General features: G+C 71.3%; 23 protein-coding genes. 14 read left to right on the top strand and 9 right to left on the bottom strand.

Annotated features, from left to right (window positions below; all coding sequences use genetic code 11):
* The first annotated feature begins 57 nt into the window (after positions 1 to 57).
* Entirely contained in the window at positions 58 to 993 is a 936-nt protein-coding gene (locus JW592_RS25120) for an oxygenase MpaB family protein (protein WP_209267498.1), read from the top strand.
* Between the two features lie 52 nt (positions 994 to 1,045).
* Here JW592_RS25120 and JW592_RS25125 read toward each other — a convergent pair whose 3' ends face one another.
* Positions 1,046 to 2,536 carry a M1 family metallopeptidase gene (locus JW592_RS25125; RefSeq protein WP_209267499.1) on the bottom strand — a complete coding sequence of 497 codons (1,491 nt, stop codon included), beginning with the start codon at positions 2,534 to 2,536 and terminating at the stop codon, positions 1,046 to 1,048.
* 157 nt (positions 2,537 to 2,693) lie between these two features.
* On the opposite strand from JW592_RS25125, the gene JW592_RS25130 reads away from it, so the two are divergent.
* On the top strand, positions 2,694 to 4,064 hold the full coding sequence (locus tag JW592_RS25130; protein ID WP_229376788.1) for a M14 family metallopeptidase: 1,371 nt from the start codon (positions 2,694 to 2,696) through the stop codon (positions 4,062 to 4,064).
* Positions 4,065 to 4,200: 136 nt separating this feature from the next.
* Here JW592_RS25130 and JW592_RS25135 read toward each other — a convergent pair whose 3' ends face one another.
* Positions 4,201 to 5,133, bottom strand: coding sequence for an FAD-dependent oxidoreductase (locus JW592_RS25135; RefSeq protein WP_209267500.1), 933 nt, complete (start codon positions 5,131 to 5,133; stop codon positions 4,201 to 4,203).
* Positions 5,134 to 5,187: 54 nt separating this feature from the next.
* Positions 5,188 to 6,744, bottom strand: a complete 1,557-nt coding sequence (locus tag JW592_RS25140) for an MGH1-like glycoside hydrolase domain-containing protein (protein WP_229376789.1) — start codon at positions 6,742 to 6,744, stop codon at positions 5,188 to 5,190.
* A gap of 209 nt (positions 6,745 to 6,953) precedes the next feature.
* Here JW592_RS25140 and JW592_RS25145 point away from each other — a divergent pair, with 209 nt between their 5' ends.
* Positions 6,954 to 7,106, top strand: a complete 153-nt coding sequence (locus JW592_RS25145; protein ID WP_209267501.1) for a hypothetical protein — start codon at positions 6,954 to 6,956, stop codon at positions 7,104 to 7,106.
* Between the two features lie 7 nt (positions 7,107 to 7,113).
* Positions 7,114 to 8,358 carry an ROK family transcriptional regulator gene (locus tag JW592_RS25150; protein ID WP_209267502.1) on the top strand — a complete coding sequence of 415 codons (1,245 nt, stop codon included), beginning with the start codon at positions 7,114 to 7,116 and terminating at the stop codon, positions 8,356 to 8,358.
* Positions 8,359 to 8,454: 96 nt separating this feature from the next.
* Here the strand turns inward: JW592_RS25150 and JW592_RS25155 are convergent, their stop codons facing one another.
* Positions 8,455 to 10,095 (bottom strand): ABC-F family ATP-binding cassette domain-containing protein, encoded by a 1,641-nt coding sequence (locus tag JW592_RS25155; RefSeq protein ID WP_209267503.1) that lies wholly within the window; start codon positions 10,093 to 10,095, stop codon positions 8,455 to 8,457.
* A 283-nt stretch (positions 10,096 to 10,378) separates the two neighbouring features.
* Here JW592_RS25155 and JW592_RS25160 point away from each other — a divergent pair, with 283 nt between their 5' ends.
* Both JW592_RS25160 and JW592_RS25165 read left to right on the top strand, forming a co-directional pair.
* The gene (locus JW592_RS25160) at positions 10,379 to 11,068 is read left to right on the top strand and encodes a nitroreductase family protein (RefSeq protein WP_209267504.1); all 690 of its coding nucleotides are present in this window, start codon (positions 10,379 to 10,381) and stop codon (positions 11,066 to 11,068) included.
* 74 nt (positions 11,069 to 11,142) lie between these two features.
* Positions 11,143 to 12,210, top strand: a complete 1,068-nt coding sequence (locus tag JW592_RS25165; RefSeq protein ID WP_209267505.1) for a DUF8094 domain-containing protein — start codon at positions 11,143 to 11,145, stop codon at positions 12,208 to 12,210.
* Between the two features lie 102 nt (positions 12,211 to 12,312).
* Here JW592_RS25165 and JW592_RS25170 read toward each other — a convergent pair whose 3' ends face one another.
* The 3 genes from JW592_RS25170 to JW592_RS25180 form a co-directional block, all read right to left on the bottom strand.
* Positions 12,313 to 14,706, bottom strand: coding sequence for a Tex family protein (locus JW592_RS25170; RefSeq protein ID WP_209267506.1), 2,394 nt, complete (start codon positions 14,704 to 14,706; stop codon positions 12,313 to 12,315).
* 138 nt (positions 14,707 to 14,844) lie between these two features.
* On the bottom strand, positions 14,845 to 15,717 hold the full coding sequence (locus JW592_RS25175) for an SCO6745 family protein (RefSeq protein ID WP_209267507.1): 873 nt from the start codon (positions 15,715 to 15,717) through the stop codon (positions 14,845 to 14,847).
* A gap of 153 nt (positions 15,718 to 15,870) precedes the next feature.
* On the bottom strand, positions 15,871 to 16,659 hold the full coding sequence (locus JW592_RS25180) for an enoyl-CoA hydratase/isomerase family protein (RefSeq protein WP_209267508.1): 789 nt from the start codon (positions 16,657 to 16,659) through the stop codon (positions 15,871 to 15,873).
* A 389-nt stretch (positions 16,660 to 17,048) separates the two neighbouring features.
* Between JW592_RS25180 and JW592_RS25185 the strand changes: the two genes are divergently transcribed.
* Complete coding sequence (locus JW592_RS25185; protein WP_229376814.1) at positions 17,049 to 17,495, top strand: ATP-binding protein; 447 nt, start codon at positions 17,049 to 17,051, stop codon at positions 17,493 to 17,495.
* Between the two features lie 148 nt (positions 17,496 to 17,643).
* Here the strand turns inward: JW592_RS25185 and idi are convergent, their stop codons facing one another.
* Both idi and galE read right to left on the bottom strand, forming a co-directional pair.
* Entirely contained in the window at positions 17,644 to 18,204 is a 561-nt protein-coding gene (gene idi / locus JW592_RS25190) for an isopentenyl-diphosphate Delta-isomerase (RefSeq protein ID WP_209267510.1), read from the bottom strand.
* 154 nt (positions 18,205 to 18,358) lie between these two features.
* Positions 18,359 to 19,390, bottom strand: a complete 1,032-nt coding sequence (galE, locus tag JW592_RS25195; RefSeq protein WP_209267511.1) for a UDP-glucose 4-epimerase GalE — start codon at positions 19,388 to 19,390, stop codon at positions 18,359 to 18,361.
* A gap of 236 nt (positions 19,391 to 19,626) precedes the next feature.
* On the opposite strand from galE, the gene JW592_RS25200 reads away from it, so the two are divergent.
* From JW592_RS25200 to JW592_RS25230, 7 genes are all read left to right on the top strand, one after another.
* Positions 19,627 to 21,402, top strand: a complete 1,776-nt coding sequence (locus tag JW592_RS25200; RefSeq protein WP_209267531.1) for a DUF5941 domain-containing protein — start codon at positions 19,627 to 19,629, stop codon at positions 21,400 to 21,402.
* The gene (locus tag JW592_RS25205) at positions 21,399 to 22,136 is read left to right on the top strand and encodes a phosphocholine cytidylyltransferase family protein (protein ID WP_209267512.1); all 738 of its coding nucleotides are present in this window, start codon (positions 21,399 to 21,401) and stop codon (positions 22,134 to 22,136) included. Before JW592_RS25200 ends, JW592_RS25205 begins: the two co-directional genes overlap by 4 nt.
* A complete protein-coding gene (locus tag JW592_RS25210) occupies positions 22,124 to 23,188 on the top strand; it encodes an iron-containing alcohol dehydrogenase family protein (protein ID WP_209267513.1) in 1,065 nt (354 codons plus the stop codon). The genes JW592_RS25205 and JW592_RS25210 overlap by 13 nt, the downstream gene beginning before the upstream one ends.
* Positions 23,166 to 23,945, top strand: a complete 780-nt coding sequence (locus JW592_RS25215) for a CDP-alcohol phosphatidyltransferase family protein (protein ID WP_209267514.1) — start codon at positions 23,166 to 23,168, stop codon at positions 23,943 to 23,945. The genes JW592_RS25210 and JW592_RS25215 overlap by 23 nt, the downstream gene beginning before the upstream one ends.
* Positions 23,946 to 23,983: 38 nt before the next feature.
* Positions 23,984 to 24,856, top strand: a complete 873-nt coding sequence (locus JW592_RS25220) for a glycosyltransferase family 2 protein (protein WP_209267532.1) — start codon at positions 23,984 to 23,986, stop codon at positions 24,854 to 24,856.
* A 66-nt stretch (positions 24,857 to 24,922) separates the two neighbouring features.
* Positions 24,923 to 25,876: an ABC transporter permease gene (locus JW592_RS25225; protein ID WP_209267515.1), complete on the top strand. Its 954-nt coding sequence runs from the start codon at positions 24,923 to 24,925 to the stop codon at positions 25,874 to 25,876.
* Positions 25,863 to 26,708 (top strand): ABC transporter ATP-binding protein, encoded by an 846-nt coding sequence (locus JW592_RS25230; RefSeq protein ID WP_229376791.1) that lies wholly within the window; start codon positions 25,863 to 25,865, stop codon positions 26,706 to 26,708. The genes JW592_RS25225 and JW592_RS25230 overlap by 14 nt, the downstream gene beginning before the upstream one ends.
* Position 26,709 lies beyond the last annotated feature (1 nt).

The following is a 26,709-nucleotide window of genomic DNA, read 5'->3' on the forward strand; positions in this document are numbered from 1 at the left end:
CTCACGCGCCGCGCCGGAACCGGGTACCACAGGCATCATGGGCGCCCCGGAGGCATCATGAGAAGAGTGCAGGCAAGCGAACGACGAGACCCGGCGCGCACCGAGCCGCAGCCTCCGCCCCCGGACGGCATCCTGTGGGACGTCGTCGGGGAAGTGCGGCAGCTGCTCATCCTTCCCGCCGCGCTCACCTTGCAGGTCGCCCACCCCGCCGTCGGGGCCGGAGTGGGCGAGCACTCGGTCTTCCGCACCGACCCGTGGGGCCGCGGCGAACGCTCCATGAACAGCTTTCTGACCTGGGTCTACGGCGGCGAAGACGCCCTCGCCGAGGGGCGCAGACTGCGTGCACTGCACAAGCACATCCAGGGAGTCGACGCCCATGGGCGCCGCTACCACGCGCTCACCCCCGCCTACTACGCGTGGGTGCACGCCACCGGCTTCCCCACCTACCGGCACGCCCAGCGCTACCTCGGCCGCCGCCCCTACACCGACGCCGAGGAGCGGCAACTGTACGCCGAATGGCTTCAGGTCGGCCGCGTGCTGGGCATCGCCGACCGGGACATGCCGTCCTCCACGGAGGAGTTCTGGCCCTACTGGCGCCGGATGCTGGCCGAGGAGATCGAGCCCACCAAGGTCGTCGGGGAACTCACGGCGCTGAACACCGACATCCCGCCACCGCCGTACGGGCCGCGTGCCGTGCGGCGGGCGCTCGCTGCGGTCTGGCCGCTCCTGCTTCCCGGATTCGCCCGGTTCCGGCGGTTCATGACCATCGGACTGATGCCACCCGAAGCCCGTGAGGCCCTGCGGCTGCCGTGGACGCCCCGTCAGGAACGGCGGCTGCGCCGCCTCGGCCGCGTCCTCGCCCATACGCTGCCCCTCCTCCCCGAGCGCTTCCGCTACTTGCCCTACGCCCGCAGGGCCCGCGAGGCGCGCCGCCGACCCGCGCAAGGTGCCGCCGACCCCGCGCGCCGGCCCCGCGCGGGGCGCCCGCGATGACAGGCGCTCCCGCACGGGTCGTGCGCCGACCCCAACGGGTCGTGCGCCGAGCTCAGTGGCGAGGGTGGTCGGCGGTGTGGATCTGCTTCCAGGAACGGGGCTGCTCCGGTGTGCCCTTGACGGCGAACGACGCCGCTCCCGCGTCCGCCCCGGCGGCGGGCTTCGACGGCTGGTACAGCCAGGTGTCGAAGAGCTCGGCGAGCGGCTCGCCGGACACCTTCTCCGCGTACGCGACGAAGTCCCGCACCTCCGCGTTGCCGCCCTTGTACTTCTGCGGCCAGCCCTTCAGCACGGCGAAGAAGTCCTTGTCGCCGATCTCGTTGCGCAGGGCCTGAAGCGCCATGGCGCCACGGTCGTAGACCGCGCGGTGGAACTGGTTCTCCGGCCCCGGGTCGCCCGGCTTCACCTTCCAGAACGGGTCGCCGGCCGGGTGCGAGGCGTAGGCGTAGTCGGCCAGCTCCTGCGCGGTGCCCTCGCCCTGGTCCTCGGACCAGAGCCACTGCGCGTACCGCGCGAAGCCCTCGTTGATCCAGATGTCCTTCCAGCCCTTGACCGAGACGCTGTCCCCGTACCACTGGTGGGCCATCTCGTGGACGACGACTGAGGTGTTGGAGCCGTCGGCGAAGTCGTCGGGGCTGTAGAAGGGCCGGGTCTGGGTCTCCAGCGCGTAGGTGGTGTCCGTGTTGGGGACGTAGCCGCCGAGCGCCTCGAAGGGGTACCGGCCGAAGTAGCCCTCCAGCCAGTCGGTGATCTCGGCGGTGCGCTCGACGCTGGCCCGTGCCGCGCCCTCGTGCTCGCCCAGGTCCTTGCTGTAGGCGTTGATGACGGGCAGGCCCGAGTCGGTCTTCGCCGTCGTGATGTCGAACCTGCCGACGGCCAGGGTGGCCAGATAGGTGGCCTGCGGGGCGCGGGACCGCCAGTTGTAGCGGGTCCAGCCGGCCCGCGAGCGCTGCGACTGGAGGGTGCCGTTGCTGATGGCCTGGGTGCCGTCGGGGACGGCGACGCTGATGTCGTAACTGGCCTTGTCGGTGGGGTGGTCGTTGCTGGGGAACCACCACCAGGCGGCTTCGGGCTCGTTGGCGGCCACCCCGCCGTCCTCGGTGCGGTGCCAGGAGGTGTAGTCGTTCACCTTCACCTTGGAGGGCACGCCGTGGTAGCGCACGACGACCGTGGCCTGTCGGCCTTCGGCGAGCGGCTCGGCCGGTGTCACCTCCAGTTCGTGCGCGCCGGAGGTCTTGAAACGGGCCTTCTTGCCGTTCACCCGCACCTCGCTGACGTCCAGCGCGAAGTCCAGGTTGAAGCGGGAGAGGTCCTGCTCGGCGGTGGCCAGCAGGGTGGCGGTGCCCGACAGCTTGTCCGTCTTCGGCTGGTAGGTGAGCCGAAGGTCGTAGTGGGAGACGTCGTAGCCGCCGTTCCCGTAGTCCGGGTAGTAGGGGTCGCCCACGCCCGGGGCTCCCGGGGTCGGCTCGGCCGCCGAGGCCGGGACCGCGAGCAGCAGCGAGGCCGCGGCTATGGCACCCGGGACGATCAGTCTGTGACGCACGAGTCCTCCAACTCTTCCTGCGACAGGAGTCACTTCGTCGAAGCGTATGTACTCATGCGTCACACGGCATGTCCACAGCAACCATCGTCATTCGGCCTTCATACGGTCGACATACGCCCCCTTCTGCACAGGGGTACATAGGGTTACCGTCCCTCATATGGGGATAAGCCCGCGGCTCGTCCGCTCCCGGTGGAAGACCGCAGCCATGACCGCGGCGGCGCTGCTCGTCCCGCTGCTCGCCACCACCTCCGCACGGGCCACCCCAGGCGCCGCGGCCCAGGACCCGGCCGCCTCGGTCCCGCGCACCGGTTTCGAACGCTCGCACGGTGAGCGCTGGACGACACAGTCCGAGGAGCAAAGGTTTCTGCGCGCTGTGGACAGCGCCAGTGGCCGCGTCACCATGGAGACCATCGGCCGCACCGCCCAGGGGCGCCCCCTACAGCTCGTCAGCATCGGCGCCCCCGCACCGCCGAGCCCTGAGCAGGTGCGGCGCGGCAACTCCGTGCTGCTGGTCTGCTCACAGCACGGTGACGAACCCGCGGGCCGCGAGGCGTGTCTGACGACGATCCGGGACCTGGCGTTCGCCAAGGACCACGCCACCCGGCGCTTCCTCAGCCGTACGACGCTGCTGGTCGTCCCCACCGCCAACCCCGACGGCCGGGCGGCGGACACCCGTGGCAACTCCAGCGGCACCGACATCAACCGCGACCACCTCGCCCTCCGGACGGCCGAGGCCCGCGCCCTGGCGGCAGTCCTCCGCGACCGGCGCCCCGACACCGTCCACGACCTGCACGAGTACGGCGCCCACGCGCCGTACTACGTCAAGGACCTGCTCTCCCTGTGGCCCCGCAACCTCAATACCGCGCGCCCCGTGCACCGGGAGGCCACGGTGCTGTCCGAGCGACATGTACGCCCCGCGGCCGAGGACGCGGGCTACAGCACCGGCATCTACGGCATCTGGACCGACCCGGAGACCGGCGAGCCCGTCAAACAGGTCGCCGGGGACGGGCAGGAGCGCATCCTCCGCAACACCGTGGGTGTCAAACACTCCGTCGGACTGCTGGCCGAGACCCGCACCGATCCCCTCAGCGACGAGGAGAAGTCGGACGACTCCGTCAACAAGCGGCGCCGCGTCCGGTCCCATCTGGCGGCGCTCAAGGGTGTGTTCGACTTCGCGGAGCGCCGTCGCGGCCGGATCGAGGCGGCCACCGAACGGGCCCGCGCGGAGGGGTCGGCCGACCGCGGGCCCGTCCATCTGGGTGGCGCGGACAATGAGGAGCCCGCGGAGGACCAGGTGCTGGCCGATCCTCCCTGCGGGTACGGGTTGACCGCCGCGCAGTGGCGCGAGGTCGGCTCCACGCTGGGGCTGCACGGTGTGCGGGCCGAGCAGCGGCACGGTGGCGGCGCGTTCGTACCGCTGCGGCAGTCGCAGCGGGCACTGGTGCCGTTGCTGCTGGACGGGCGGGCGAAGTTCGGGCTGACGGAGGGGAAGCCGGTGCAGGTGTGTGGTGCGGATTCTGCTGACTAGCTGAGCGGGGCTGCCGCTGAGGGTGCGTTGCGGGCCGCCGGTTGAGTCGTGGCTGGGCGCGCCCACGCGGTGGAGCCGCTCATCGATACAGCCCCGCCCCCCTGAAACGACAGCCTGCCCACGCCGGTACGCCCGCTCACGGTGGGCCCACGAGCCGCGCCGCGTCCACCGCGCAGCCCCAGGAGACGGTGACGCCCGCGCCGCCGTGGCCGTAGTTGTGTACGCACAGCGAGGTACCGCCCCGCCCGTCGGGCACCCGCTCCGCCTCCAGCTGGACGCTGGGACGGAACGGCCGCAACCCCACCCGGTGCTGGAGGACCGTGGCGGTGGCCAGCCCGGGGTGGACGGCGGCGCACCGCCGCAGGATCGCAGCGGCGGTCGCGCTGTCGGGCTCGCGCTCCTCCGCGCCGTCCTCCGCCGTACCGCCGAGGACCAGTCCGTAGGGCTGCGGAAGGATGTACGTCGTCTCCGCTGCGCTGTCGCTCGCGGCTACGTACCACTCCTCGACGCCGGGGTTCTCGACGACGACGAGCTGGCCGCGTACGGGCCGCACCGTCGGGTCGGGCACCAGTTCGCGGGCGCCGAGGCCGGTGCAGTTCACCACGGCCGGTGCCGCTGCCGCCGCCTCGGTGAGGGAGTCGGCCGCACGCTGTTCCCAGCGCCCGCCCGCGGCCTCGAACCGGTCGGCCAGATAACGGAGATAACTCGGCATGTCGACAAGGGGGGCGCGGGGAGGGGACCCGGTCAGCGCGCTCCACTCCGGGGGCGGCGTGCTGCCCGGCATCCGCCCGCGCACCAGCCGCACACCCGTGGCCGACGGCTGCTCGGCGAGCCAGGAGAAGTGCCGGAAGGAGCGGACCGCCCAGTCGAGGGCCTGCTTCTCGGGCTCGATGCGGTACGGCCAGATCAGTCCGCCCGCGACCGCCGAGGTCGTCGCACCGGCGGGGTCAGGACTCCAGATCCGTACGTCCGTCCCGCGCTCCGCCAGGACCACGGCCGTCGTCAGCCCGATCACCCCGCCACCGAGGACGACCACCTCAGCGCCTTCCCGGCGCCTCGCCTCACCCATGTGTCACCTCACCCATGCCGCGACACTACGTGCCGAGGGCGCGTATGCGCTCCGTCAGGACGCCACGTATCCGGGCCCGTTCGCGGAGGCGGGCGCGTACTCGCAGGCGGGCACGTCGGCGGGCGCCGGGACGGAGGCGCGGCCGGGCGCCGGGAAGGTGGCGCGGTCGGCCGCCGTCTCCTGGACGAGCAGGTCCAGGGCGAGGGCGGCCGTCCAGCCGAAGTCGACGGCGCCACGGCCCTGCCCGGTGTACGGGTCGAGATACTCGGCGAACCGGCTGGCAGCGGCCGCGTGCAGCACCTCGGCGCGCAGCACATCGGCCGGCGCGTGGGCGCCGTGCTGCCTGAGGCCGCGCTCCAGCAGCCAGTTGACGTTGAACCAGGCGGGGCCCCGCCAGTAGCGGTGCCGGTCGAACCCGGTGCCGCGCAGGTCGTAACTGGGTAGCAACCGCACCGCGGTTCCGAGGCCGTAGTGGTCACCCGCGACCGTACGCAGCAGCGTCTCCACCACGGACCGGGGCAGCTCGGGCGCCAGCAGGGGCAGCAGGCCGGCGGCGCTGCGCTCGGCCACCAGCCGTCCGCCGTGCCCGTCACCCGCTCCGGCGGCGCGGGCCTCCGCGCCTGCCGCGGCCCCGCGCTCCCCACCGGCCCTCGCGCCGGGCTCCGCACGCAGGTCGCGGCAGAGGAACTGCCCGGCCTCGGTGGACCACAGCCGTTCCACCAGCGCCTCGGTCAGCGCGGCAGCCCGTCGCCGGTGCGGGTCCGGCTCGCCGTCCAATGCCTCCGCGATCCGGGCCAGCGCGTACTCGGAGGCGAGGAACAGGGCGTTGAAGCCGGGGTCCTCGACGGCGAAGGAGTGCGGGGCCTCGGCGTCGCGGTAGCCGTGGTCGCGGTACTCGGCGGCCAGCCGCACATAGCGACGGTAGTCCAGATCGGTCGGCCGGTCGGCCGCGGCGCCGTGCACCAGGTCGGCGCGGTGGAACGAACCGGGCGCCGCGGGCTCGATCCGCTCCAGCGGCCCGTCCCAGCACGGGCTGTTGTCCATGCCCGGCTCCCACGGGTGCACCACGGCTGCCAGCCCGTGCCCGCCCAGGTCGCGGTGGTCGGCGAGATAGCGGTGCCAGGCCACCAGCCGTGGATACACCCGGGCCAGGAAGCCGCGCCGGTGCGAGGTGTGCGGGTCGGCGCCGTGCACCAGCCAGGCGGCCAGCGCGTGTACCGGCGGCTGCACCACGCCGGACGTCTCGACCCCGCGAGGGGCTCCGGTGCCGGCGCCGGCCGTGGAGGAGCGCCAGAAGTCGGGGCTGGGGAAGTACGCGTTCAGCGGCACCGCGCGGTTGAAGACGATGTGCGGCACCCGCCCGTCGCCCCACTGCGCCGCCAGCAGCGTCTCGATCTCCTGCTGGGCCCGTACGGGGGACAGGTGGCGCAGCCCGATCGCGATGAACGCCGAGTCCCAGCTCCACTGGTGCGGGTACAGCTCGCGGGACGGGACGGTCGAGGTGCCGGTCCAGTTGCCGCGCAGCACCTGGCAGGCGGCGCTGCGCAGCGCCCCGTGCTTCGGCCGCCGGCTTCGGCCCGGGGAGAGCCGCTGTTGGGGAGCCGTCGCCAACACGCCGCGCCTGTCGCGGTCTCGGTGCGGTTGGGTGACTCGCTCCACAAGGGCTCCGGGCGGCTTGGCTTCAGAGGTTTCGTCGAAGGTACATCGAGGTTACGTCTTATGGACAGACAGAACTGGCGTGGAGATGCATAACTCACATGCATAATGTGACGAATTCCACAGCAGAGAGAGCTGGGGTGAGCCCGAACCGAACAAACGTGATGAAATTCTCACAGTGCCTCCTCTTCCTGGCAGCGCGGCCGGAGAAGAGGACCGTCTCGCTCGGCCACCAGCAGCTGGCAGGATCGGTGGCACCGACCATCCCGTCGTCCCGCTGTTCTTCGCTGCCGACCAGCGGCGCGGACAAGAGCTGAGGAGAGCATGACCGGTACCACGGGCAACCAGTCGAGCGCGGGCCACCTGCTGCAGCTCATCCGGGACGGCCGGGCCACCACCCGGGGCGCCCTGCAACGGGTCACCGGACTGTCCAGGTCCACCGTCGGCCACCGCCTCGACCAGCTCTTCGCCGCGGGCTGGCTCCGCGAGGGCGAGGCCGCAGGGGCCCCGGGCTCCACCGGCGGGCGCCCCTCGGCGCGGCTGGAGTTCGACGCCGGGCACGCGGTCGTGCTCGCCGCCGACCTCGGCACCCGGCACGCCACAGCCGGCGTGCTCGACCTGGCCGGAAACGTGCTGGCCGAACGGTCGGGCCGGATGCTCATAGGCGACGGACCTGAACAGGTACTCGACCGGCTCGGGCAGTGGTTCGCCGAGCTCCTCAAGGAACACGGCACCGACCCCGCCCGCGTCTGCGGCATCGGCCTCTCGGTGCCCGGCCCCGTCGACGTCGGCTCCGGGACCGTCGTGCAGCCGCCGATCATGCCCGGCTGGGACGGGCACCCGCTGCGCGCCCGTATGCGGGACGCCTACGCGGCGCACGTCACGGGGGCCGCACCCCCTTCGGCCTCCCCCGTCTCCTCCGCCCTCCCCGTGTTCGTCGACAACGACGCCAACCTGATGGCCTACGCCGAACAGCGCGTCGGCTACCCCGACTGTGCGGCCTTCCTCCTGGTCAAGGTCGCCACCGGGATCGGGGCCGGCGTCGTCGTGGACGGCCGTCCCTACCGGGGTATCGACGGGGGCGCGGGCGACATCGGACACATCCGGCTGGCCGACTGCCCCGAGGCACTGTGCATGTGCGGTAACCATGGCTGCCTCGCCGCGGTGGCCAGCGGGCGAGCGCTGGCCGAACAGCTGTCCGCCGCGGGAGGGCCTGCCGCCTCCGGCTCCGACGTTCGGGACCAGCTCGCCGCGGGGCGCCCCGAAGCGGTGCGGCTGGCCCGCGAGGCGGGGCGCCGCGTGGGCGAGGTGCTGGTCACTGTCGTCACCCTGCTCAACCCCGGCGTTCTGATGATCGCCGGGGATCTGGCCGGTACGCCGTTTCTGACCGGCGTACGGGAGTTGCTGTACCAGCGGGCGATGCCTCGTACGACCGCCCATTTGCAGGTGGTGACCTCACGGTTGGGGGAGCGGGCGGGGTTGATCGGCGCCGCGTTGATGGTGGTCGACGAGTTGTACGCCCCCACCCGTGCCGACGCCCGCCTCACTGGGACCGCCCCCAACGGCTGAGGGCCGGCCCTCTGGCTCCCTCCCATGTTGGGGGCTCCGCCCCCGACACGACCCCTCGGCGGCAGCCGGGACGCAAGCGGGGCACCCAGAAGGGGGTCACAGGGACTCGGGGGCCATTTCGTGGAGGTGGCCGTCCGCGAGGGCCAGGTACCGATCGATGTTCAGCTCTTTCAAGAACGGTACATCGTGGCTGGCCACCAGCAACGCCCCCTCGTACGCGCCGAGCGCCCCGCACAACTGCCGCACGCTCGCGATGTCGAGATTGTTCGTCGGCTCGTCCAGCAACAACAACTGCGGCCCCGGCTCGGCGAGCATCACCGCCGCCAGCGTCGCGCGAAAGCGCTCACCCCCTGAGAGCGTGCCGACCACCCGGTCGGCACGCTCGCCACGGAAGAGGAACCGCGCCAGCCGCGCCCGGATGTGCTGATTCGTCGCCTCGGGCGCCAACTTGGCCACGTTCTCCACGACGGACAGTCCGTCGTCCAGCACATCCAGCCGCTGGGGCAGATACCGCAGCGGCACATGGGTCCGCACCTCGCCCGCCGCAGGCGCCAACTCGCCGGCGATGGTGCGCAGCAGCGTCGTCTTGCCCGCGCCGTTGGGGCCGACCAGCGCGATGCGGTCGGGCCCATGCACCCGCAGCGAAGCGTCAGCACCGTTCCGCAGTACCACCTCGTCGAGTTCCAGCACCTGCCGGCCGCGCGGCACCGCGGTGAACGGGAGTTGGACGCGGATCTCGGCGTCCTCCCGTACCCGCTCGGCGGCTTCCTGCAGCCGCTCCTTGGCCTCTTCCAGGCGCTGCTCGTGCAGGATGCGGTGCTTGCCCGCCGTCTCCTGGGCCTGCCGCTTCCGCGCACCCATCACGATCTTCGGTTCGCTTCTGGAAGCGGCGGTCTTCCTGCCGTACTGGGCGCGCCGGGCCAGTTTCATCCGTGCCTCGGCCAGGTCGCGCTGCTGGCGCCTGACGTCCGTCTCGGCCGTGCGCACCATGCGTTCGGCGGCCTGCTGTTCGATGGCGACCGCCTCCTCGTAAGCGTCCAGATTGCCGCCGTACCAGGTGACCTCGCCGCCGCGCAGCTCGGCGATCTGGTCGACAAGGGCGAGCAGTTCGCGGTCGTGGCTGACGACGACCAGGACGCCGTTGAAGGAGGCGACCGCGTCGTACAGCCGTCGCCTGGCCGACCGGTCGAGGTTGTTGGTGGGCTCGTCCAGCAGCAGGACGTCGGGTCCGGCCAGCAGCAGCGCAGCGAGCCGCAGCAGCACCGACTCGCCGCCGGACACCTCACCGATGGTGCGGTCGAGCCCCACATGGGTGAGGCCGAGACCGTCGAGCGTGGCGCGGGCGCGCTCCTCGACGTCCCAGTTGTCGCCGACGGCGGCGAAGTGCTCCTCGCTGACGTCGCCCGCCTCGATGGCGTACAGCGCGGCCCGGGTGCGGGCGATGCCCAGCGCCTCGTCGACCCGCAGCGAGGTGTCGTGGGTGAGGTTCTGCGGCAGGTAGCCGATCTCGCCCGTGGCCTTGACGGTGCCCGCTGTGGGGCGCAGCCGGCCGGCGAACAGCTGCAACAGGGTGGATTTGCCGCTCCCGTTGAGGCCGATCAGTCCGGTGCGGCCCTGGCCGACGGACAGGTCGAGGCCGTCGAGCAGAGTGCTGCCGTCCGGCCAGGCGAAGGTCAGCCGGGAACAGACGAGGGCGGGGGAGTGGGATGAGGTGGGCACAGGGCCTCCAGGTCGCATCGCGGTGGGAGATGAACAACGCGGGAGACACCGGGCCCGAACGGAGCCGTGGACGCATCCGTTTGGGGCGGGGGTTCAGAAGAGATGAGAGGCGCGAAGACTGCCGGCCGACTCGCTTCCGAGGTCACACTCGTGGCACACAGACAGGGCACACGGTGTCTCAGACCTCAGATACGCAACGGCCTCTCCAAACGACGGCAGCAGATTCGTCGAGGACGATACGCGCGTGCTTTTGCCGTCCGCAAGCCTTTTTCCGCGCGTCGCCATGTGCTGTGCTGCGGGCATGGTCCGTACCAGTCAGCTCAGTCCCGGTTCCGGCCCCGGCCGGCTCCCGACGGTTCCGCTCCGGCCGCTGGAGGTCCCCGCACAGCAGGCGGAGGACCGTGCCAGGTCGTTCTACGAGATCATGTCCCGTCGCCGCACCGTCCGCGACTTCGACAGCCGCCCCGTTCCGGACGGTGTCCTGGAGTGGGCGGTGCGTACCGCTGCCACGGCGCCCAGCGGAGCGCATGTGCAGCCCTGGCGGTTCGTGGTGCTCACCGACCCCGAGCGTAAGCGACGGCTGCGTGCCGCGGCCGAGGAGGAGGAGCGCGAGTTCTACCGGCGCCGCGCCTCCGACGAGTGGCTGGCGGCCCTCGCCCCGCTCGGCACCGACGAGCACAAGCCGTTCCTGCAGACCGCGCCCGCCGTCATCGTCGTCTTCGAGGTGCACAAGGGACCGCGAACGCCGCGCCCCTACTACACCAAGGAGTCCGTGGGTATCGCCGTCGGCTTCCTCCTCGCCACCCTCCACCAGGCCGGACTCGCCACCCTCACCCATACCCCGAGCCCGATGCGGTTCCTCAACGAGATCTGCGACCGCCCGGCGGAGGAACGGGGCGCCTATGTCATCCCGGTCGGCTATCCGGTCGCTGGTGCCCGGGTCCCGGACCTGGCCAGGAAGGACCTCGACGAGGTGATGGTGCGGTTGTGAGTACCCCGCCGTCATGAGGAGCGGGGCTGCCCGGCATACTCCCAGCGCACAACAGTGAACAACGGGAGCGTGCGATGAAGAGTGCGGTACGGGGGATCGCGGGCCTGGCCTGCGCGGGCAGCCTGGTCCTCGTGGCGGCGGGATGCGGCGGCGGCTCCGCGAAGGACGCCAAGGGCGGTACGGGAGCGAAGGCCGACGGAAAGGAGCAGTCCGCCGCGGTCGGCGTCGTCAGCCGCGCTCAGGCAGCCAAGCTGATCGATCGCTACGAGAAGGTCAACAACCGGGCCAACAAGAACTCCGACCCGAAGCTGCTCTCCACCGTCGAAGGCGGCGCCGTCTTCCAGCAGAGCAAGGCCACCTTCAAGATGCAGAAGAACTGGACGGCGAAGCGGCGCGCCGAGTACCGCGAGCCCTTCACCTACGTCGACCGCAAGTACTACATCCCCCGCAAGGGCACCGCAGACTGGTTCGCGATGGTGGCGTACTCGCAGGGGCCCGACGGGAAGAAGGGGAAGTTCCCCGGCATCCTGGTGATGGAGAAGCAGAAGGGCGGCGGCTGGAAGATGGTCACCGCCACCTACAGCGAGACCAAGAAGCTGCCGCGACTCGCCAAGGACAAGGACGGCTTCGCGGTGCCGGTCACCAACACGGCGAAGAAGGCCGGTGCCCTGGCCCCGGACTCGCTCTCCGACTCGCTGCTGGACCTCTACACCGAGCAGGTCACCCCCGAGGGCGGCTTCCGGCCGTCCAAGACCACCAAGTGGATCAGCAAGATACCCAAGACGCAGAACAAGCTGCTGAACCCCCATGGCGCGGCCGAGTTCAGTCGGGGCGAGTCGACCCACGAGTCGGTGTACGCGCTCCGCACCAGGAACGGCGGCTCGCTCGCCGTCTTCAGCACCGAGGTCCGCGAGCACGACCGGGGCACACAGCTGACGGCCACGATCCACCCGTCCGACAAGATGAAGGTCTACGTCGGCGAGACCTCGGGGGCGCCGGCCTTCTTCGTGGACTGGCTGCACATCTCCAGCGCCTATATCCGCCCGCAGGGCAGGCCCCATCTGCTGGGCTCCGAGTACGAGATGACCGGAGCCGCCGCGGCCACCGACGCGGACGGCAACATGCCCGGCGCCGACAGCTGAGCCACCGGCGCCCGGCCCGCCGTTGCGACGGCAACTCCTCCCGTGGCAACGGCGGGCACAGCACTGGCACCGGCGGGCACAGCACCCGGCGGGCGGGCCCGGCTAGGCCAGACCGGCGCGGCGCAGGGCCTCCGCCATCTCACTGTTGCTCGGCGCCGGGGCCGACGAGCCCTGACCGCGGCCCTTGTTGCCGCCCTGGCGACCGCCTCCGCCCTTGCCCGATCCCTGGCGCTGCCGCGGAGTGCCGCCACCGGAGCCGGCACCGGGGCGGCTGCCGCCGCTGCGCCGGCCACCCCGGCGGGCGCCGCCCGCCTCCGGCTCGTCGTCCAGCCGGAGCGTCAGCGAGATCCGCTTGCGGGCCTCGTCCACCTCCAGCACCCGCACCTTGACGATGTCGCCGGGCTTGACCACGTCACGGGGGTCCTTGACGAACGTCTTCGACATCGCCGAAACGTGTACCAGCCCGTCCTGGTGCACCCCGACGTCCACGAACGCGCCGAACGCCGCCACGTTGGTGACCACGCCCTCCAGCACCATGCCCTTGGACAGATCGCTGAGCTTCTCGACGCCCTCCTTGAAGCTGGCCGTGCGGAAGGCGGGACGCGGGTCGCGGCCCGGCTTCTCCAGCTCGCGCAGGATGTCGGTGACCGTGGGCAGCCCGAACGAGTCGTTGACGAACTCCTTCGGATCGAGCGCACGCAGCACCTTGGCGTTGCCGATCAGCGACGGCACATCGGCGCCCGTCCTCGCGACCATGTCGCGGACCACCGGGTACGCCTCCGGGTGCACCGCCGAGGCGTCCAGCGGGTCGTCACCGCCGCGGATGCGCAGGAAGCCCGCGCACTGCTCGAACGCCTTGGGGCCGAGCCGCGCCACGTCCGTGAGCTCCTGACGGCTCTTGAAGGGGCCGTTGGCGTCGCGGTGCGCCACGATGTTCTCCGCCAGGACCGAGCCGATGCCCGAGACCCGGGACAGCAGCGGGGCCGAGGCGGTGTTGACGTCCACCCCGACGCCGTTGACGCAGTCCTCCACCACCGCGTCCAGGGAGCGCGAGAGCTTCACCTCGGACAGGTCGTGCTGATACTGCCCCACGCCGATGGACTTGGGGTCGATCTTCACCAGTTCGGCCAGCGGGTCCTGGAGCCGCCGCGCGATGGAGACGGCGCCGCGCAGCGACACATCCAGCTCGGGCAGCTCCTGCGAGGCGTAGGCCGAGGCGGAGTAGACCGAGGCGCCCGCCTCGGAGACCATCACCTTGGTCAGCTTGAGCTCCGGCTTGGCGGCGATCAGCTCACCGGCGAGCTTGTCGGTCTCCCGGGAGGCGGTGCCGTTCCCGATGGCGACCAGCTCCACCTTGTGTGCCTCGGCGAGCGCCGCCAGCTTCGCCAGGGACTGGTCCCACTGCTTCTGCGGCGCGTGCGGGTAGATGGTGTCGGTCGCCGCGACCTTGCCCGTCGCGTCGATCACCGCCACCTTCACACCCGTCCGCAGCCCCGGGTCGAGACCGAGGGTGGCACGGGTGCCGGCGGGCGCGGCGAGCAGCAGGTCGCGCAGGTTGGCCGCGAAGACCCGCACCGCCTCGTCCTCGGCCGCGGTCCGCAGCCGGGTGCGCAGGTCGATACCCAGATGCACCAGGACGCGCGTACGCCACGCCCAGCGCACCGTCTCCGCCAGCCACGCGTCCGCCGGGCGTCCCTCGTCCCGCACCCCGAAGCGCTGGGCGATGGAGCGCTCGTAGGAGCTCGGGCCCCGTACGTCCTCCTCACCGGCTGGATCGGGCTCCATGGTGAGGTCGAGGATCTCCTCCTTCTCGCCGCGCAGCAGCGCGAGAATCCGGTGCGAGGGCAGCTCGGTGAAGCTCTCGGCGAAGTCGAAGTAGTCGGCGAACTTGGCGCCCTGCTCCTCCTTGCCCTCCCGCACCTTTGCGGCCATCCTGCCGCGCTCCCACATCCTCTCGCGCAGCTCGCCGATCAGGTCGGCGTCCTCGCTGAAGCGCTCGGTGAGGATCGCGCGGGCGCCCTCCAGGGCAGCGGCGGCATCCGCGACACCCTTGTCGGCGTCGACGAACGCGGCAGCCGCGGCGGACGGTTCCACCGTCGGGTCCGTGAGCAGCCCCTCGGCCAGAGGTTCGAGACCGGCCTCCCGGGCGATCTGCGCCTTGGTGCGCCGCTTGGGCTTGTACGGCAGGTAGATGTCCTCCAGGCGCGCCTTGGAGTCGGCGGCACGGATCTGCTCCGCCAGCTCCTCGGTGAGCTTGCCCTGCCCGCGTACGGACTCCAGGATCGACTCGCGCCGCTCCTCCAGCTCCCGCAGATAGCGCAGCCGCTCCTCCAGGGAGCGCAACTGCGCGTCGTCGAGCATCTCGGTCGCTTCCTTGCGGTAGCGCGCGATGAACGGCACGGTCGACCCGCCGTCGAGCAGCTCGACAGCGGCGCGGACCTGCCGCTCGCGTACGCCGAGTTCCTCGGCGATCCTGCCTTCGATGGTCGTCGTCACGATGGTTCGTTCCGCCTTCTCGGTGCTGTGGTCCCCCGGTAGGCATGCATTGTGGCAGGCGAGTCGGACAGCCCCGCGCAGGCGGGCACGACGGCGGGCCCCACCGGGGGTGTACAGGTCGGCTGCTCGGCCGGTGTGTCAGCGCTTGCTGATCAGATCGGCCGGGAACGCTCCCGCCTGGGTCGCCGTCCGGGCGAACGCGCCGGCCAGCTCGGTCAGCCGGGCCACGCCCTCGGCCCCCAGCAGCTCATAGGGGCGCCGGTCCAGCCGGTCGGTCTCCTCCTCCAGCCGTTTGCGCAGCTCGGTGCCCCGCTCGGTCAGCTCCCCGTCCGCGTCCAGCAGCCCGCGGTCGGCCAGCCGCTGCTGAGCCGCGGCCCAGTCCCGCTCGTTGTACCCGCGGGTGTCCATCACCCACCTGGGGTTCATCCCGTGCCCGCTGGCGGTGTGGCTCACCAGCGCCTCCAGCGCGTCGAGTTCGGCGTGCTGGAGAGCGGCTATGTGGCCGTCCCCGCGGTGCTCGCGCAGCAGTGCCGCCGCGTGCCACAGCGCGAGGTGCGGCGAGGTCTCCAGCGGCGGAACGGGCAGGTCAGCGTTGGCGGAGTAGAGCGGACGTCCGGAACGGTCGCAGCCCTCGGCGGCGCGCAGCGCCAGCCGGGCCGCCTCCGTCGTCTCGGGGGAGCCCACCGCCTCCTCGCCCAGCAGGCCGCGCAGCGTCGAGTCGACGGCACGCAGCCGGGCCGCCAGCACGGTCTGAGGGGACGCGGCGTCCCACACCTCCGGGACGAAGCGGGCGACCAGTGCGTGGCTGTAGTTGTAGAAGGTGGCCGTCACCGTGCCCGCGCCCACCGCTCCCAGCGGCGCGGACCGCGTGGCCAGATTGACGGCGTGCGGGGCGTCGATGCCGTAGGGGGAGAGTTCCTTCCCCAGCGCGGGTGAGAAGTAGAGCGTGGAGTGCAGGGCGTTCAGGGCGTTGTGGCAGCGCCGCCCGGCGCGTTCGGGAAGTGGCCTCATGCCCGTACGCTACCGCTGGGTACACACCGCTTGAAGGCTTGCCCCTCGAATCCTGCGTACCCCGCATGGGGGGCTGCGCTTGCCCGCCCTGCTCCCCCAGACGCCGTCCGGGAGGTACCCCCATGGCGGACTGCCCAAGCCTGCGGTAGCCATTCAGGGTCGCGGCCAAACAAATCGCGGAGCTCGGCGGTCGAGGAAGGCGGCAACCCCTTCGGCGGCCTCATTACTGCGCGCGGCCTCACGTTGCCAGTGCTCGACCCGGTCGGGACCGGTGCGGCCGTCGGCGAACTCCTTGGCCGCCGCCTGGGTCAGCGCGGACCGCGCCGCGAGGGTCCGCGCGAATTCGGCGACCCTTTTGTCGAGTTCCGCCCCAGGGTGCACCTCGTCCACCAGCCCCACCCGCAGCGCCCGCTCAGCGTCGATCAGTTCCCCGGAGTAGAGCAGGAACTTGGCGGTGGCAGGGCCGGTCAGGCGCACCAGACGCTCGGTGGAGGAGGCGGGGTAGACGATGCCCAGCTTGGCCGGGGTGATCCCGAAGCGCGCGTCGTGCGCGGCGAACCGCAGATCACAGGCGGCGGCGAGCTGACAGCCGCCGCCGACGCAGTGTCCGCGTACCAGCGCGAGCGTCGGCCTGGGGAAGGCGGCCAGCGCCTCCTCAGCCGCCACGGCCAGCGCCTGCTGCTCCCGCGCGGCGCCGCCATTACCCGATGCTCCCTCGGCCGTGTCCCGTAGTGCGCTGATGTCCGCACCCGCACAGAAGGTGCCGTCGGCTCCGGTCAGCACCAGGACGCGTACGTCGGGGTCGGCCGCGAGCTCGGCCAGCAGTTCGGGCAGCCTGCGCCACATCGCGGGCGTCATGGCGTTGCGCTTGGCGGGGTGGTCGATGGTGAGGGTCCGGACGCCCTCGTCGTGCTCCGCCCGTACACGCAAGATCGGCTCCATGAGCGTGATCGTATCCGGGGCGCGATCTGTCACGGAGCAGACCGGGGCGTAAGTCTTCTGTCAAATGCCATCGATACGTGCCAAGTTGCAGTCACCGGACCAGGTCGGCTCCGCGCGGTACCACCATGCAATGCAAGTACATCTGCAAGTACATCCAGGTACCGAGCAGGAGAGTGGGTGCTCAGATGGAGAGCCGCGGTGGGCAGCTGTCCGGAGTTGTCGACGAGGCTCCACCAGCCGGGGAGAGAGACGGGGCCCTGAGCGCGGTCCGCGCCGGGGCGGTGACGGGGGCGGTGAGCGCGGTCGCCGCCGTGCTGCCGCTGCGGGAGCGCGCGGAGCGGCAACGGCGGTCCGACCCCAGAACACTAGGCTGCGGCCTCGAGGGCTCGCTGGGGTACGCGCACGCCAGTGCGCCGGGGCCGCAGGAGGGCGCATGGCGGTTCACCGCGCCGACGACCGCCTCCTCGGTTCCCCGGCTGCGGCACGCCGCGCGCGATCTGCTCGAGCGGCAGCCGGCACACGTTCCCCAGGAGGTGCTGGAGGGAGCGCTGCTGATCCTCTCGGAGCTGGTCACCAACGCCGTGCAGCACGCGGCGCTGCTCTCGCCCGAGATCGGGGTGGAGGTCTCGCTGAGCGGCGGATGGCTCAGGGTGGCGGTGGAGGACAGTCACCCCTACCGGCCCAAGGCGCTGGAGGCCGAGCCGTTCCGGGAGAACACCGGCGGCCGGGGACTGCTGCTGGTCAAGACGCTCACCAGCGAGGCGGGCGGGGTGTGCGACGTGGAGCAGACCGGAGCGGGCGGCAAGGTCGTCTGGGCCGCGCTGCCACTCGGCTGAGCCCGCTCGGCCGCCACTCGGCCGGGCAGCACTTCGGGGATTCCGTGCCGTCCCACGGTCCCTGGGGCCCGTGCTCTGTCACATGGCCCGTGCTCTGTCGTGGCCCGGGCCCTGCCATGGTCCCTGCCCTGCTATGAGCCGGTGCCGCTCACCAGTTCCCGGTGCCGCCCGTCAGCTCGCGGATCGCCGGTCTGGCGGCGTCCAGCACGGTCATGAACCAGGTGGAGAACGGGTCCGTCGCGTGCCGCTTCTCCAGCTCGTCCCAGGTCACGAACGCGGTCTCGGAGATCTCCTCGGGGTCAGGGCGCAGCTCGTCCCGCAGCAGCCCCACGAACAGGTGGTTGAACTCCTGCTCGACCAGCCCCGACGCCGGGTCCGGATGGTTGTAGCGGACGGTGCCCGCCTCCCGCAGCAGCGAGGGCGCCACCCCCAGTTCCTCGCCGACCCGCCGGGCAGCGGCGGCGAACGGCGGCTCGGCCGGATACGGATGGCCGCAGCAGGTGTTGGACCACACCCCCGGAGAATGGTACTTGCCCAGCGCCCGGCGCTGCAGCAGCAGTCTGCCCCCCTCGTCGAAGAGGAAGACGGAGAAGGCGCGGTGCAGCTGCCCGGGAGCCACATGCGCGGAGAGCTTCTCCGCGGTGCCGATCGTCGTCCCGTCCTCGTCGACCAGTTCGAGCATGATCGGGGCCGCTGGGCTGTTCGCCATGGTGATCCTTCGGGTGGGCCTGTGGGCAGCGTGATCCAGTGTGCCGCAGGCAGCACGTCAACTCCGCATTCTGCGGGATTCTGTCTACCTCGCGCGTATTCGCGCGTACCTGTGCCCATTGCTGTCGATGTGCGACTGCCGACGACACGCCGTCTCAGGCCGTCGGCGTGCGGGCCTCCGGATGGCGCAGCAGCCAGCCCTCCCACGCCGAGGCGACCATCTCGCGCACCCCGAAGCGCGGCTCCCAGCCCAGCTCCGTACGGATACGCTCCGCCGAGGCCACCACCCGCGCGGGGTCGCCGGGGCGGCGCGCGACCACCCGGGGCGCCGGCTCCGGTCTGCCGGTGACCTCGGCCACGAGTTCGGCCATCTCCCGCACGGAGACGCCGGTGCCGGTGCCGACGTCGAGTGTCAGGTCGCTCCCGGCCGTCCGCGGCTTCTCCTGCGCGGTTCCCTGCTCCGCCGGGGCGCCGGCCGCCAGGGCGCGGGCCGCCGCGACATGCGCCTCGGCCAGGTCCCGCACATGGATGTAGTCCCGTACGCAGGTGCCGTCCGGGGTCGGGTAGTCGTCGCCGAAGATCCGGGGGGCCTCGCCCCTGGTCAGCGCGTCGAAGAACATCGGGATGATGTTGAAGATCCCGGTGTCGGCCAGCTCGGGCTCCGCGGCGCCGGCCACGTTGAAGTAGCGCAGGCAGGCCGTGGTCAGCCCGTGCGCCCGGCCCGTCGCCCGCACCAGCCACTCGCCGGCCAGCTTGGTCTCGCCGTACGGGTTGATCGGTTCGGTCGGCGTCTGCTCGGTGACCAGGTCCACGTCCGGCATTCCGTAGACCGCGGCGGAGGAGGAGAAGACGAGGCGCCCCACCCCCGCGTCGACCACGGCACCCAGCAGGGTGACCAGTCCGTGCACGTTCTCCTCGTAATAGGCCAACGGCTGCTCGACGGACTCGCCCACCTGCTTCTTGGCCGCGAGATGGATCACACCGGTCACGCCGTGCTCGGCGAGCGTGCGGTCCAGCAGCGGGCGGTCCAGCACGGAACCGCGTACCAGCGGCACCTCGGGCGGCAGCCGCTCGGCCAGTCCGCTGGACAGGTCGTCCAGCGCGACGGCGCGCTCCCCGGCGGCCGTCATGGCCCGTGCGACGTGCGCGCCGATATAGCCCGCGCCACCTGTGATCAACCACGTCATGGCCCGAACCCTATCGGCCTCGGTTGTGGCGCGAGCCGGTGATCCACCATGCTGGGGCGCGCGGGCGCTTCCCGGGCAACACCGGGGCGGTGAACGCTCGGTGAAGGCTCCCTTTGGCGATCCGATACTCTCTGCCGACGTGCTGCCGACCCCCTGCGGGTGACGGCGCACGCTGCCCGCTGCCTCAGTTGTCCCCTCTCGCGCGGGTATGCCAGCTTCCAAGGAGTGAGTTCGTTCTGTCGACCGCCATCCTCACCGGTCCGCCGGTTGCCGGGTCGTCGCTCGAGGCCGACCTGCGCTCGCTCGGCTTCGATGTGCGCGTGGCCTCCCGGCCCGCCGAACTCGACGGCCACCTGGCTGCCGCGGCGGCGAACGAACGACTGGCCCTGATCGACCCCCGCTTCGTCGGCCACACCCACGCCCTGCGCCTCGCGCTGAAGGATCCCCGCTTCGAGGCGGGAGCGCTGCCCGGTGTGCTCGGCGTCACCCCCGAGGCCCGGCGCGCGCTGCCGGGCGCGCTGACGGGCGGCCCCCAGGAGGCGGCAGCGGCACTGGAGGCGGCCGGCGTGCAGGTGCACCGGCCCGAGCTGGGCACCCTCGTGGCGACCGTCCCCACCGACGAGACGGCGCGCAAGGAGGCCGAGGCCGCGGTCGCCGCGGTCGACGACGAGGCGGTACGGCTGCGCTCCGCGGTCAAGTCCCGCGACGGCTTCTTCACCACCTTCTGCATCAGCCCCTACTCGCGCTACATCGCCCGCTGGTGCGCCCGCCGGGGTCTGACCCCCAACCAGGTCACCACGGCGTCGCTGGTCACCGCGCTGATCGCCGCCGGATGCGCCGCCACGGGTGAGCGGTGGGGCTTCGTCGCCGCTGGCGTGCTGCTGATCGCCTCGTTCGTGCTGGACGCGACCGACGGCCAGCTCGCCCGCTACGACCTGCAGTACTCCAAGCTCGGCGCCTGGCTCGACGCCACCTTCGACCGGGCGAAGGAGTACGCGTACTACGCGGGCCTCGCGCTCGGTGCGGCACGCGGCGGGGACGACGTATGGGCCCTGGCGCTCGGCGCCATGCTGCTGATGACCGCGCGGCACACCGTCGACTTCTCCTTCAGCGAGGCCGGTCAGGACGCCTCGGAGAACACCAGCCGCACCGCGGCCCTCTCCAGCAGGCTGGACAGCGCGGGCTGGACCGTATGGGCCCGGCGGATGATAGTGCTGCCCATCGGTGAGCGCTGGGCTCTCATCGCCGTACTGACGGCCGCCACCACTCCGCGCGTCACCTTCCTGGTGCTGCTCGCCGCGGGCACCCTCGCCGCCTGCTACACCACGGCGGGCCGGCTGCTGCGCTCCCTGCACCGCAGGGCCCGCACCGACCGCGCGGCCGCGGGCATCCGCGCGCTCACCGACAGCGGCCCGCTCGCCGAGCTCGCGGCGCGGCTGCTGCGGCCCGTCCGGCTGCCGCTGCTGGGTGTACCCGCCGTCGCCCTGTTCGGTGGCGCAGTGATCCTCGCCACCGCTTGGGCCGCGCCGCTCGGCGGCTACTGGCCCGTACTCGCGGCCGCGGTCTACGCACTCTGTGCCGGGGTCGCCCTCGCCCGGCCCCTCATGGGCCCGCTGGACTGGCTGCTGCCGCCGTTCTTCCGTATCGCGGAATACGGCACGATCCTGGTGCTGGCCGCCCGTGCCGACACCGACGGCACGCTCCCCGCGGCATTCGGGCTGGTAGCGGCTCTCGCCTACCATCACTACGACACGGTGTACCGCATCCGCGGTGGCACCGGAGCGCCTCCGCACTGGCTGGTGCGGGCGGTCGGGGGGCATGAAGGACGGACCCTGGTGGTCACCGTCGCGGCGGCCCTCTGGCTGGGCGATGGCGGCCACATGCAAGGCTTCAATTTCGCGCTGACCGCGCTCGCCGTGGTCATCGCGGCCGTGGTGCTCGTCGAGAGCATCCGTTTCTGGGTGTCGTCGCAAGCACCCGCAGTACACGACGAAACAGGAGAACCCGCATGATCGGCCTCGTGCTGGCCGCCGGCGCCGGACGGCGTCTGCGCCCCTACACCGACACCCTGCCCAAGGCTCTGGTGCCCGTCGACGGTGAGACCACCGTGCTCGACATCGCCCTGGCCAACTTCGCACAGGTCGGTCTGACCGATGTCGCGGTCGTCGTGGGCTACCGCAAGGAGGCCGTCTACGAGCGACAGGCCGAGCTGGAAGCCAGGCACGGCGTCAAGCTCACCCTGATCGACAACGACAAGGCCGAGGAGTGGAACAACGCCTACTCCCTCTACTGCGCCCGTGAGGTCTTCAAGGAGGGCGTGCTGCTCGCCAACGGCGACACCGTGCACCCCGTCTCCGTGGAGAAGACGCTGCTGGACGCGCGCGGCAACGGCCAGAAGATCATCCTCGCCCTCGACACGGTCAAGGACCTCGCCGACGAGGAGATGAAGGTCGTCGTCGACCCGGCCAAGGGCGTGCAGCGCATCACGAAGCTGATGGACCCCGCCGAGGCCACCGGCGAGTACATCGGCCTCACCCTGATCGAGCCGGAGGCCGGCGCGGAGCTGGCCGACGCGCTGAAGGCCACCTTCGAGAAGGACCCGCAGCTCTACTACGAGGACGGCTACCAGGAGCTGGTCAACCGCGGCTTCAAGGTCGACATCGCCCCCATCGGCGACGTCAAGTGGGTCGAGATCGACAACCACGACGACCTCGCCAAGGGCCGGGAGATCGCATGCCAGTACTGACCCGCCTCATCCCGTCGCCGGTCGTCGTGGACATCAGCCGCGGCGCACTGGACGACCTGGCGGGCCTGTTGGCCGATCAGCGGATCTCCACCAACGGCAAGCTCGCCTTCGCCATCAGCGGTGGCTCCGGCGCAGCGCTGCGCGACCGGTTCGCGCCCCTGCTGCCGAACGCCTCCTGGTACGAGGTGGGCGGTGGCACGCTGGACGACGCGATCAAGCTCGCCGACACCATGAAGAAGTCCGGGCGCTACGACGCGGTCGTCGGGCTCGGCGGCGGCAAGATCATCGACTGTGCGAAGTACGCGGCCGCACGGATCGGGCTGCCGCTGGTGGCGGTCGCCACCAACCTCTCGCACGACGGCCTGTGTTCGCCCGTCGCCACCCTCGACAACGACGCGGGCCGCGGCTCCTACGGGGTGCCCAACCCGATCGCCGTCGTCATCGACCTCGACGTCATCCGCGAGGCCCCCGAGCGCTACATCCGCTCCGGCATCGGCGATGTGATCTCCAACATCTCCGCCGTCAAGGACTGGGAGCTGGGGCACGAGGTGCACGGGGAGGCCATCGACGGACTGGCTGCCGCCATGGCACGCCAGGCCGGTGAAGCACTCCTGCACCATCCGGGGGATGTCAGCGACGACGGCTTCCTCCAGGTGCTCGCCGAGGGCCTGGTACTCACCGGTATCTCGATGTCGGTCGCCGGGGACAGCCGTCCCGCCTCCGGCGCCTGCCACGAGATCAACCACGCCTTCGACCTGCTCTTCCCCAAGCGCGCCGCTCCGCATGGCGAGCAGTGCGGCCTCGGCGCCGCCTTCGCCACCTATCTGCGCGGGGACAAGGACACGGCCAAGCTGATGGTGGAGGTCATGCGCCGGCACCAGCTGCCGGTGCTGCCCGCCGACATCGGCTTCGACCCGGACGAGTTCGTCGAGGCCGTCGCGTACGCGCCGCAGACCCGCCCCGGGCGGTACACGATCCTGGAACACCTCGACCTGTCCACCGACCAGATCAGGGACGCGTACGCGGACTATGCACAAACCATCGGTAGCTGAGCTGCGGCCGGTCGTCCACCCCGCCGGGGTGAAGGACCGGCGCAGCGGTGAGCACTGGGCGGGCCGGCTCTATATGCGCGAGCTCTCGCTGCGCGTCGACCGGCACCTGGTGAACACCCGGGTCACCCCCAACCAGCTGACGTATGTGATGACCCTCGCCGGGGTGCTGGCGCTGCCGGCATTGCTGGTGCCGGGCGTCCTCGGCGCGGTCCTGGGTGTGGTGATGGTCCAGCTCTACCTGCTGCTCGACTGCGTCGACGGCGAGGTGGCCCGCTGGAAGAAGCAGTTCTCGCTGGGCGGGGTCTACCTGGACCGGGTGGGCGCCTACCTGTGCGACGCGGCCGTGCTGGTCGGCTTCGGCCTGCGCGCCGCCGACCTGTGGGGCGGCGGCCGGATCGACTGGCTGTGGGCTTTCCTGGGCACGCTGGCCGCGCTCGGCGCCATCCTGATCAAGGCGGAGTCCGACCTGGTGGGCGTGGCGCGCCACCAGGGCGGGCTGCCACCGGTCAAGGAGTCGGCGTCCGAGCCGCGCTCCTCGGGCCTCGCGCTGGCGCGCAAGGCCGCAGCGGCGCTGAAGTTCCACCGGCTGGTGCTGGGTATCGAGGCGTCCTTGCTGATCCTCGTCCTCGCGGTCATCGACGAGATCAGGGGCGACCTGTTCTTCTCCAGGCTCGGCGTCGTCGTCCTGGCGGCCATCGCGGTGCTCCAGACGCTGCTGCACCTGGTGTCCATCCTGGCCTCGAGCAGGCTGAAGTGACGGAGGGCGGAGAAGCGGTGACGGAGGCCGCGAAGACGATGCGACTGGGTGCCGTCGTGCTCACCATGGGCAACCGCCCCGAGGAGCTCCGCGCGCTGCTGGAGTCGGTCGCCAAACAGCACGGCGAGGCGATCGAGGTCGTCGTGGTGGGTAACGGCGCGCCGTTGCCGGAGCTGCCGGACGGTGTACGGAAGGTCGAGCTTCCGGAAAATCTCGGCATCCCCGGTGGGCGGAATGTCGGGATCGAGGCGTTCGGCCCCTCGGGCGCCGAGGTGGACGCACTGCTGTTTCTGGACGACGACGGGCTGCTGCCCGGAGCCGACACCGCCGAGCTGGTGCGGGCGGCGTTCGAGGCCGACCCGAAACTGGGCATCATCAGCTTCCGTATCGCCGACCCGGAGACGGGCGTCACCCAGCGCCGCCACGTGCCCCGGCTGCGCGCCTCCGACCCGATGCGCTCCTCGAGAGTCACCACCTTCCTCGGCGGCGCCAACGCCACGCGTACCAAGGTGCTGGCCGAAGTCGGCGGCCTGCCCGACGAGTTCTTCTACGCCCACGAGGAGACCGACCTGGCCTGGCGCGCGCTCGACGCGGGCTGGGGCATCGAGTACCGCGCCGACATGGTGCTGCACCACCCGACAACGGCCCCCAGCAGGCACGCCGTCTACCACCGGATGGTGGCCCGCAACCGCGTCTGGCTCGCCCGCCGCAACCTTCCCGCGCTGCTCGTCCCCGTGTACCTGGGGGTATGGCTGCTGCTGACCCTGGCCCGGCGCCCCTCCATGCCGGCGCTGCGGGCCTGGCTGGGCGGCTTCAAGGAAGGCTGGACCACGCCGGCGGGCGTACGCAGGCCGATGCGGTGGCGTACGGTATGGCGTCTGACGCGGCTGGGACGCCCGCCCGTGATCTGACAAGCTCGTGTCTGAGAGCATCAGCCCCGGATTCACTTGCGCAGTGTGAGGACGAAAGTTTCCAACGTGAGCGAGACAACCCACGACAGCGCCGACAGTTCGGTCGGCGTGCTGCCTCCGCCGTCACCGGACGACCGGCTGACACCGTCCGAACTCGCGGCCAAGTACGGCCTGTCGGTCAGCGGAGCGCGCCCCTCGCTGCCCGACTACGTGCGGCAGTTGTGGGCGCGGCGGCACTTCATTCTGGCCTTCTCCCGGGCGAAGCTGACAGCGCAGTACAGCCAGGCGAAGCTGGGCCAGTTGTGGCAGGTCGCGACGCCGCTGCTGAACGCGGCCGTCTACTACTTCATCTTCGGCATGCTGCTGGGCGGCCGGGACGGCACGCCGGGCGGTAAGGACAACTACATCCCGTTCCTGGTCACCGGGGTGTTCGTCTTCACCTTCACTCAGACTTCGGTACTCACCGGGGTGCGGGCGATCTCCTCGAACCTCGGACTGGTACGGGCCCTGCACTTCCCGCGCGCGGCGCTGCCGATCTCGGTGGCGCTGCAGCAGCTCCAGCAGCTGCTCTACTCGATGATCGTGCTGGTCGTCATCCTGCTCGGGTTCGGTGAGCTGCCGAGGTTCTCCTGGCTGCTGATCCTGCCGACGCTGGCTTTCCAGTTCGTCTTCAACACCGGCCTGGCCCTGATCCTGGCCCGGCTGGGCAGCAAGACCCCGGACCTGGCGCAGCTGATGCCGTTCGTGACCCGGACCTGGATGTACGCGTCCGGTGTGATGTTCCCGCTCAAGCACATGCTGGAGCACAACGCGAATGCGCCGGGCTGGGTGGCCGACCTGTTGCAGGCCAACCCCGCCGCCGTGTACATGGACCTGATGCGGTTCTCCTTCATCCATGAATACCCCAGCAGCCAGCTCCCCTCGCACGTGTGGGCGCTCGCCCTGGGCTGGGCGGTTGTCATCGGCGTCGGCGGATTTGTTTTCTTCTGGAAGGCGGAGGAGCGTTATGGCCGTGGCTGAGCAGACCGAGCCGAGCGGGCCTCCCGCCGAGACCGGCACCAAGACCGAGGTCCAGGCGGCGCAGACACCGGTGCCGTGGGTGCCCACCGTCATCGCCGAGGACCTGCACATCGTCTACCGCGTCTACGGCGGCTCCAAGGGCAGGGGCAGCGCCACAGCGGCTCTCAACCGGATCGTCCGCCGCAAGCCGGGCGGCGGTATGCGCGAGGTGCACGCGGTGCGGGGCGTCAGCTTCACCGCTTACCGGGGCCAGGCCATCGGCCTGATCGGCTCCAACGGTTCGGGCAAGTCCACGCTGCTCAAGGCCATCGCCGGGCTGCTGCCCGCGGAGAGCGGCAAGGTGTACACGGACGGCCAGCCCTCGCTGCTGGGCGTGAACGCGGCCATGATGAACGACCTGACCGGCGAGCGGAACGTGGTGCTCGGCGGCCTGGCCATGGGCATGTCCCGCGAGGAGATCGGCCGCCGCTACCAGGGCATCGTGGACTTCTCGGGCATCAACGAGAAGGGCGACTTCATCACCCTGCCGATGCGCACCTACTCCTCCGGCATGGCGGCCCGGTTGCGCTTCTCCATCGCCGCGGCCAAGAACCACGACGTGCTCATGATCGACGAGGCGCTGGCCACCGGCGACAAGCGGTTCCAGAAGCGCTCCGAGGCCCGCATCCGTGAGCTGCGCAAGGAAGCCGGCACGGTCTTCCTCGTCAGCCACAACAACAAGTCCATCCGCGACACGTGCGAGCGGGTGCTGTGGCTGGAGAAGGGCAAGCTGATGCTGGACGGGCCCACCGAAGAGGTCCTCAAGGAGTACGAGAAGTTCACCAGCAAGTAGC

This window comes from Streptomyces spirodelae (assembly GCF_017676385.1).
GTDB classification, from domain to species: Bacteria; Actinomycetota; Actinomycetes; order Streptomycetales; family Streptomycetaceae; genus Streptomyces; species Streptomyces spirodelae.

Excerpts from the sequence above, each read along its gene's own strand:
- JW592_RS25165 (WP_209267505.1), top strand. The coding sequence starts at position 11,143 with ATGAAGAGTGCGGTACGGGGGATCGCGGGCCTGGCCTGCGCGGGCAGC.
- JW592_RS25120 (WP_209267498.1), top strand. The coding sequence starts at position 58 with ATGAGAAGAGTGCAGGCAAGCGAACGACGAGACCCGGCGCGCACCGAG.
- JW592_RS25230 (WP_229376791.1), top strand. The coding sequence starts at position 25,863 with ATGGCCGTGGCTGAGCAGACCGAGCCGAGCGGGCCTCCCGCCGAGACC.
- JW592_RS25160 (WP_209267504.1), top strand. The coding sequence starts at position 10,379 with ATGGTCCGTACCAGTCAGCTCAGTCCCGGTTCCGGCCCCGGCCGGCTC.
- JW592_RS25180 (WP_209267508.1), bottom strand. The coding sequence starts at position 16,659 with ATGGAGCCGATCTTGCGTGTACGGGCGGAGCACGACGAGGGCGTCCGG.
- JW592_RS25215 (WP_209267514.1), top strand. The coding sequence starts at position 23,166 with ATGCACAAACCATCGGTAGCTGAGCTGCGGCCGGTCGTCCACCCCGCC.
- JW592_RS25220 (WP_209267532.1), top strand. The coding sequence starts at position 23,984 with ATGCGACTGGGTGCCGTCGTGCTCACCATGGGCAACCGCCCCGAGGAG.
- idi (WP_209267510.1), bottom strand. The coding sequence starts at position 18,204 with ATGGCGAACAGCCCAGCGGCCCCGATCATGCTCGAACTGGTCGACGAG.
- JW592_RS25155 (WP_209267503.1), bottom strand. The coding sequence starts at position 10,095 with ATGCGACCTGGAGGCCCTGTGCCCACCTCATCCCACTCCCCCGCCCTC.
- JW592_RS25205 (WP_209267512.1), top strand. The coding sequence starts at position 21,399 with ATGATCGGCCTCGTGCTGGCCGCCGGCGCCGGACGGCGTCTGCGCCCC.
- JW592_RS25145 (WP_209267501.1), top strand. The coding sequence starts at position 6,954 with ATGAAATTCTCACAGTGCCTCCTCTTCCTGGCAGCGCGGCCGGAGAAG.
- JW592_RS25175 (WP_209267507.1), bottom strand. The coding sequence starts at position 15,717 with ATGAGGCCACTTCCCGAACGCGCCGGGCGGCGCTGCCACAACGCCCTG.
- JW592_RS25130 (WP_229376788.1), top strand. The coding sequence starts at position 2,694 with ATGGGGATAAGCCCGCGGCTCGTCCGCTCCCGGTGGAAGACCGCAGCC.
- JW592_RS25150 (WP_209267502.1), top strand. The coding sequence starts at position 7,114 with ATGACCGGTACCACGGGCAACCAGTCGAGCGCGGGCCACCTGCTGCAG.
- galE (WP_209267511.1), bottom strand. The coding sequence starts at position 19,390 with ATGACGTGGTTGATCACAGGTGGCGCGGGCTATATCGGCGCGCACGTC.
- JW592_RS25210 (WP_209267513.1), top strand. The coding sequence starts at position 22,124 with ATGCCAGTACTGACCCGCCTCATCCCGTCGCCGGTCGTCGTGGACATC.
- JW592_RS25135 (WP_209267500.1), bottom strand. The coding sequence starts at position 5,133 with ATGGGTGAGGCGAGGCGCCGGGAAGGCGCTGAGGTGGTCGTCCTCGGT.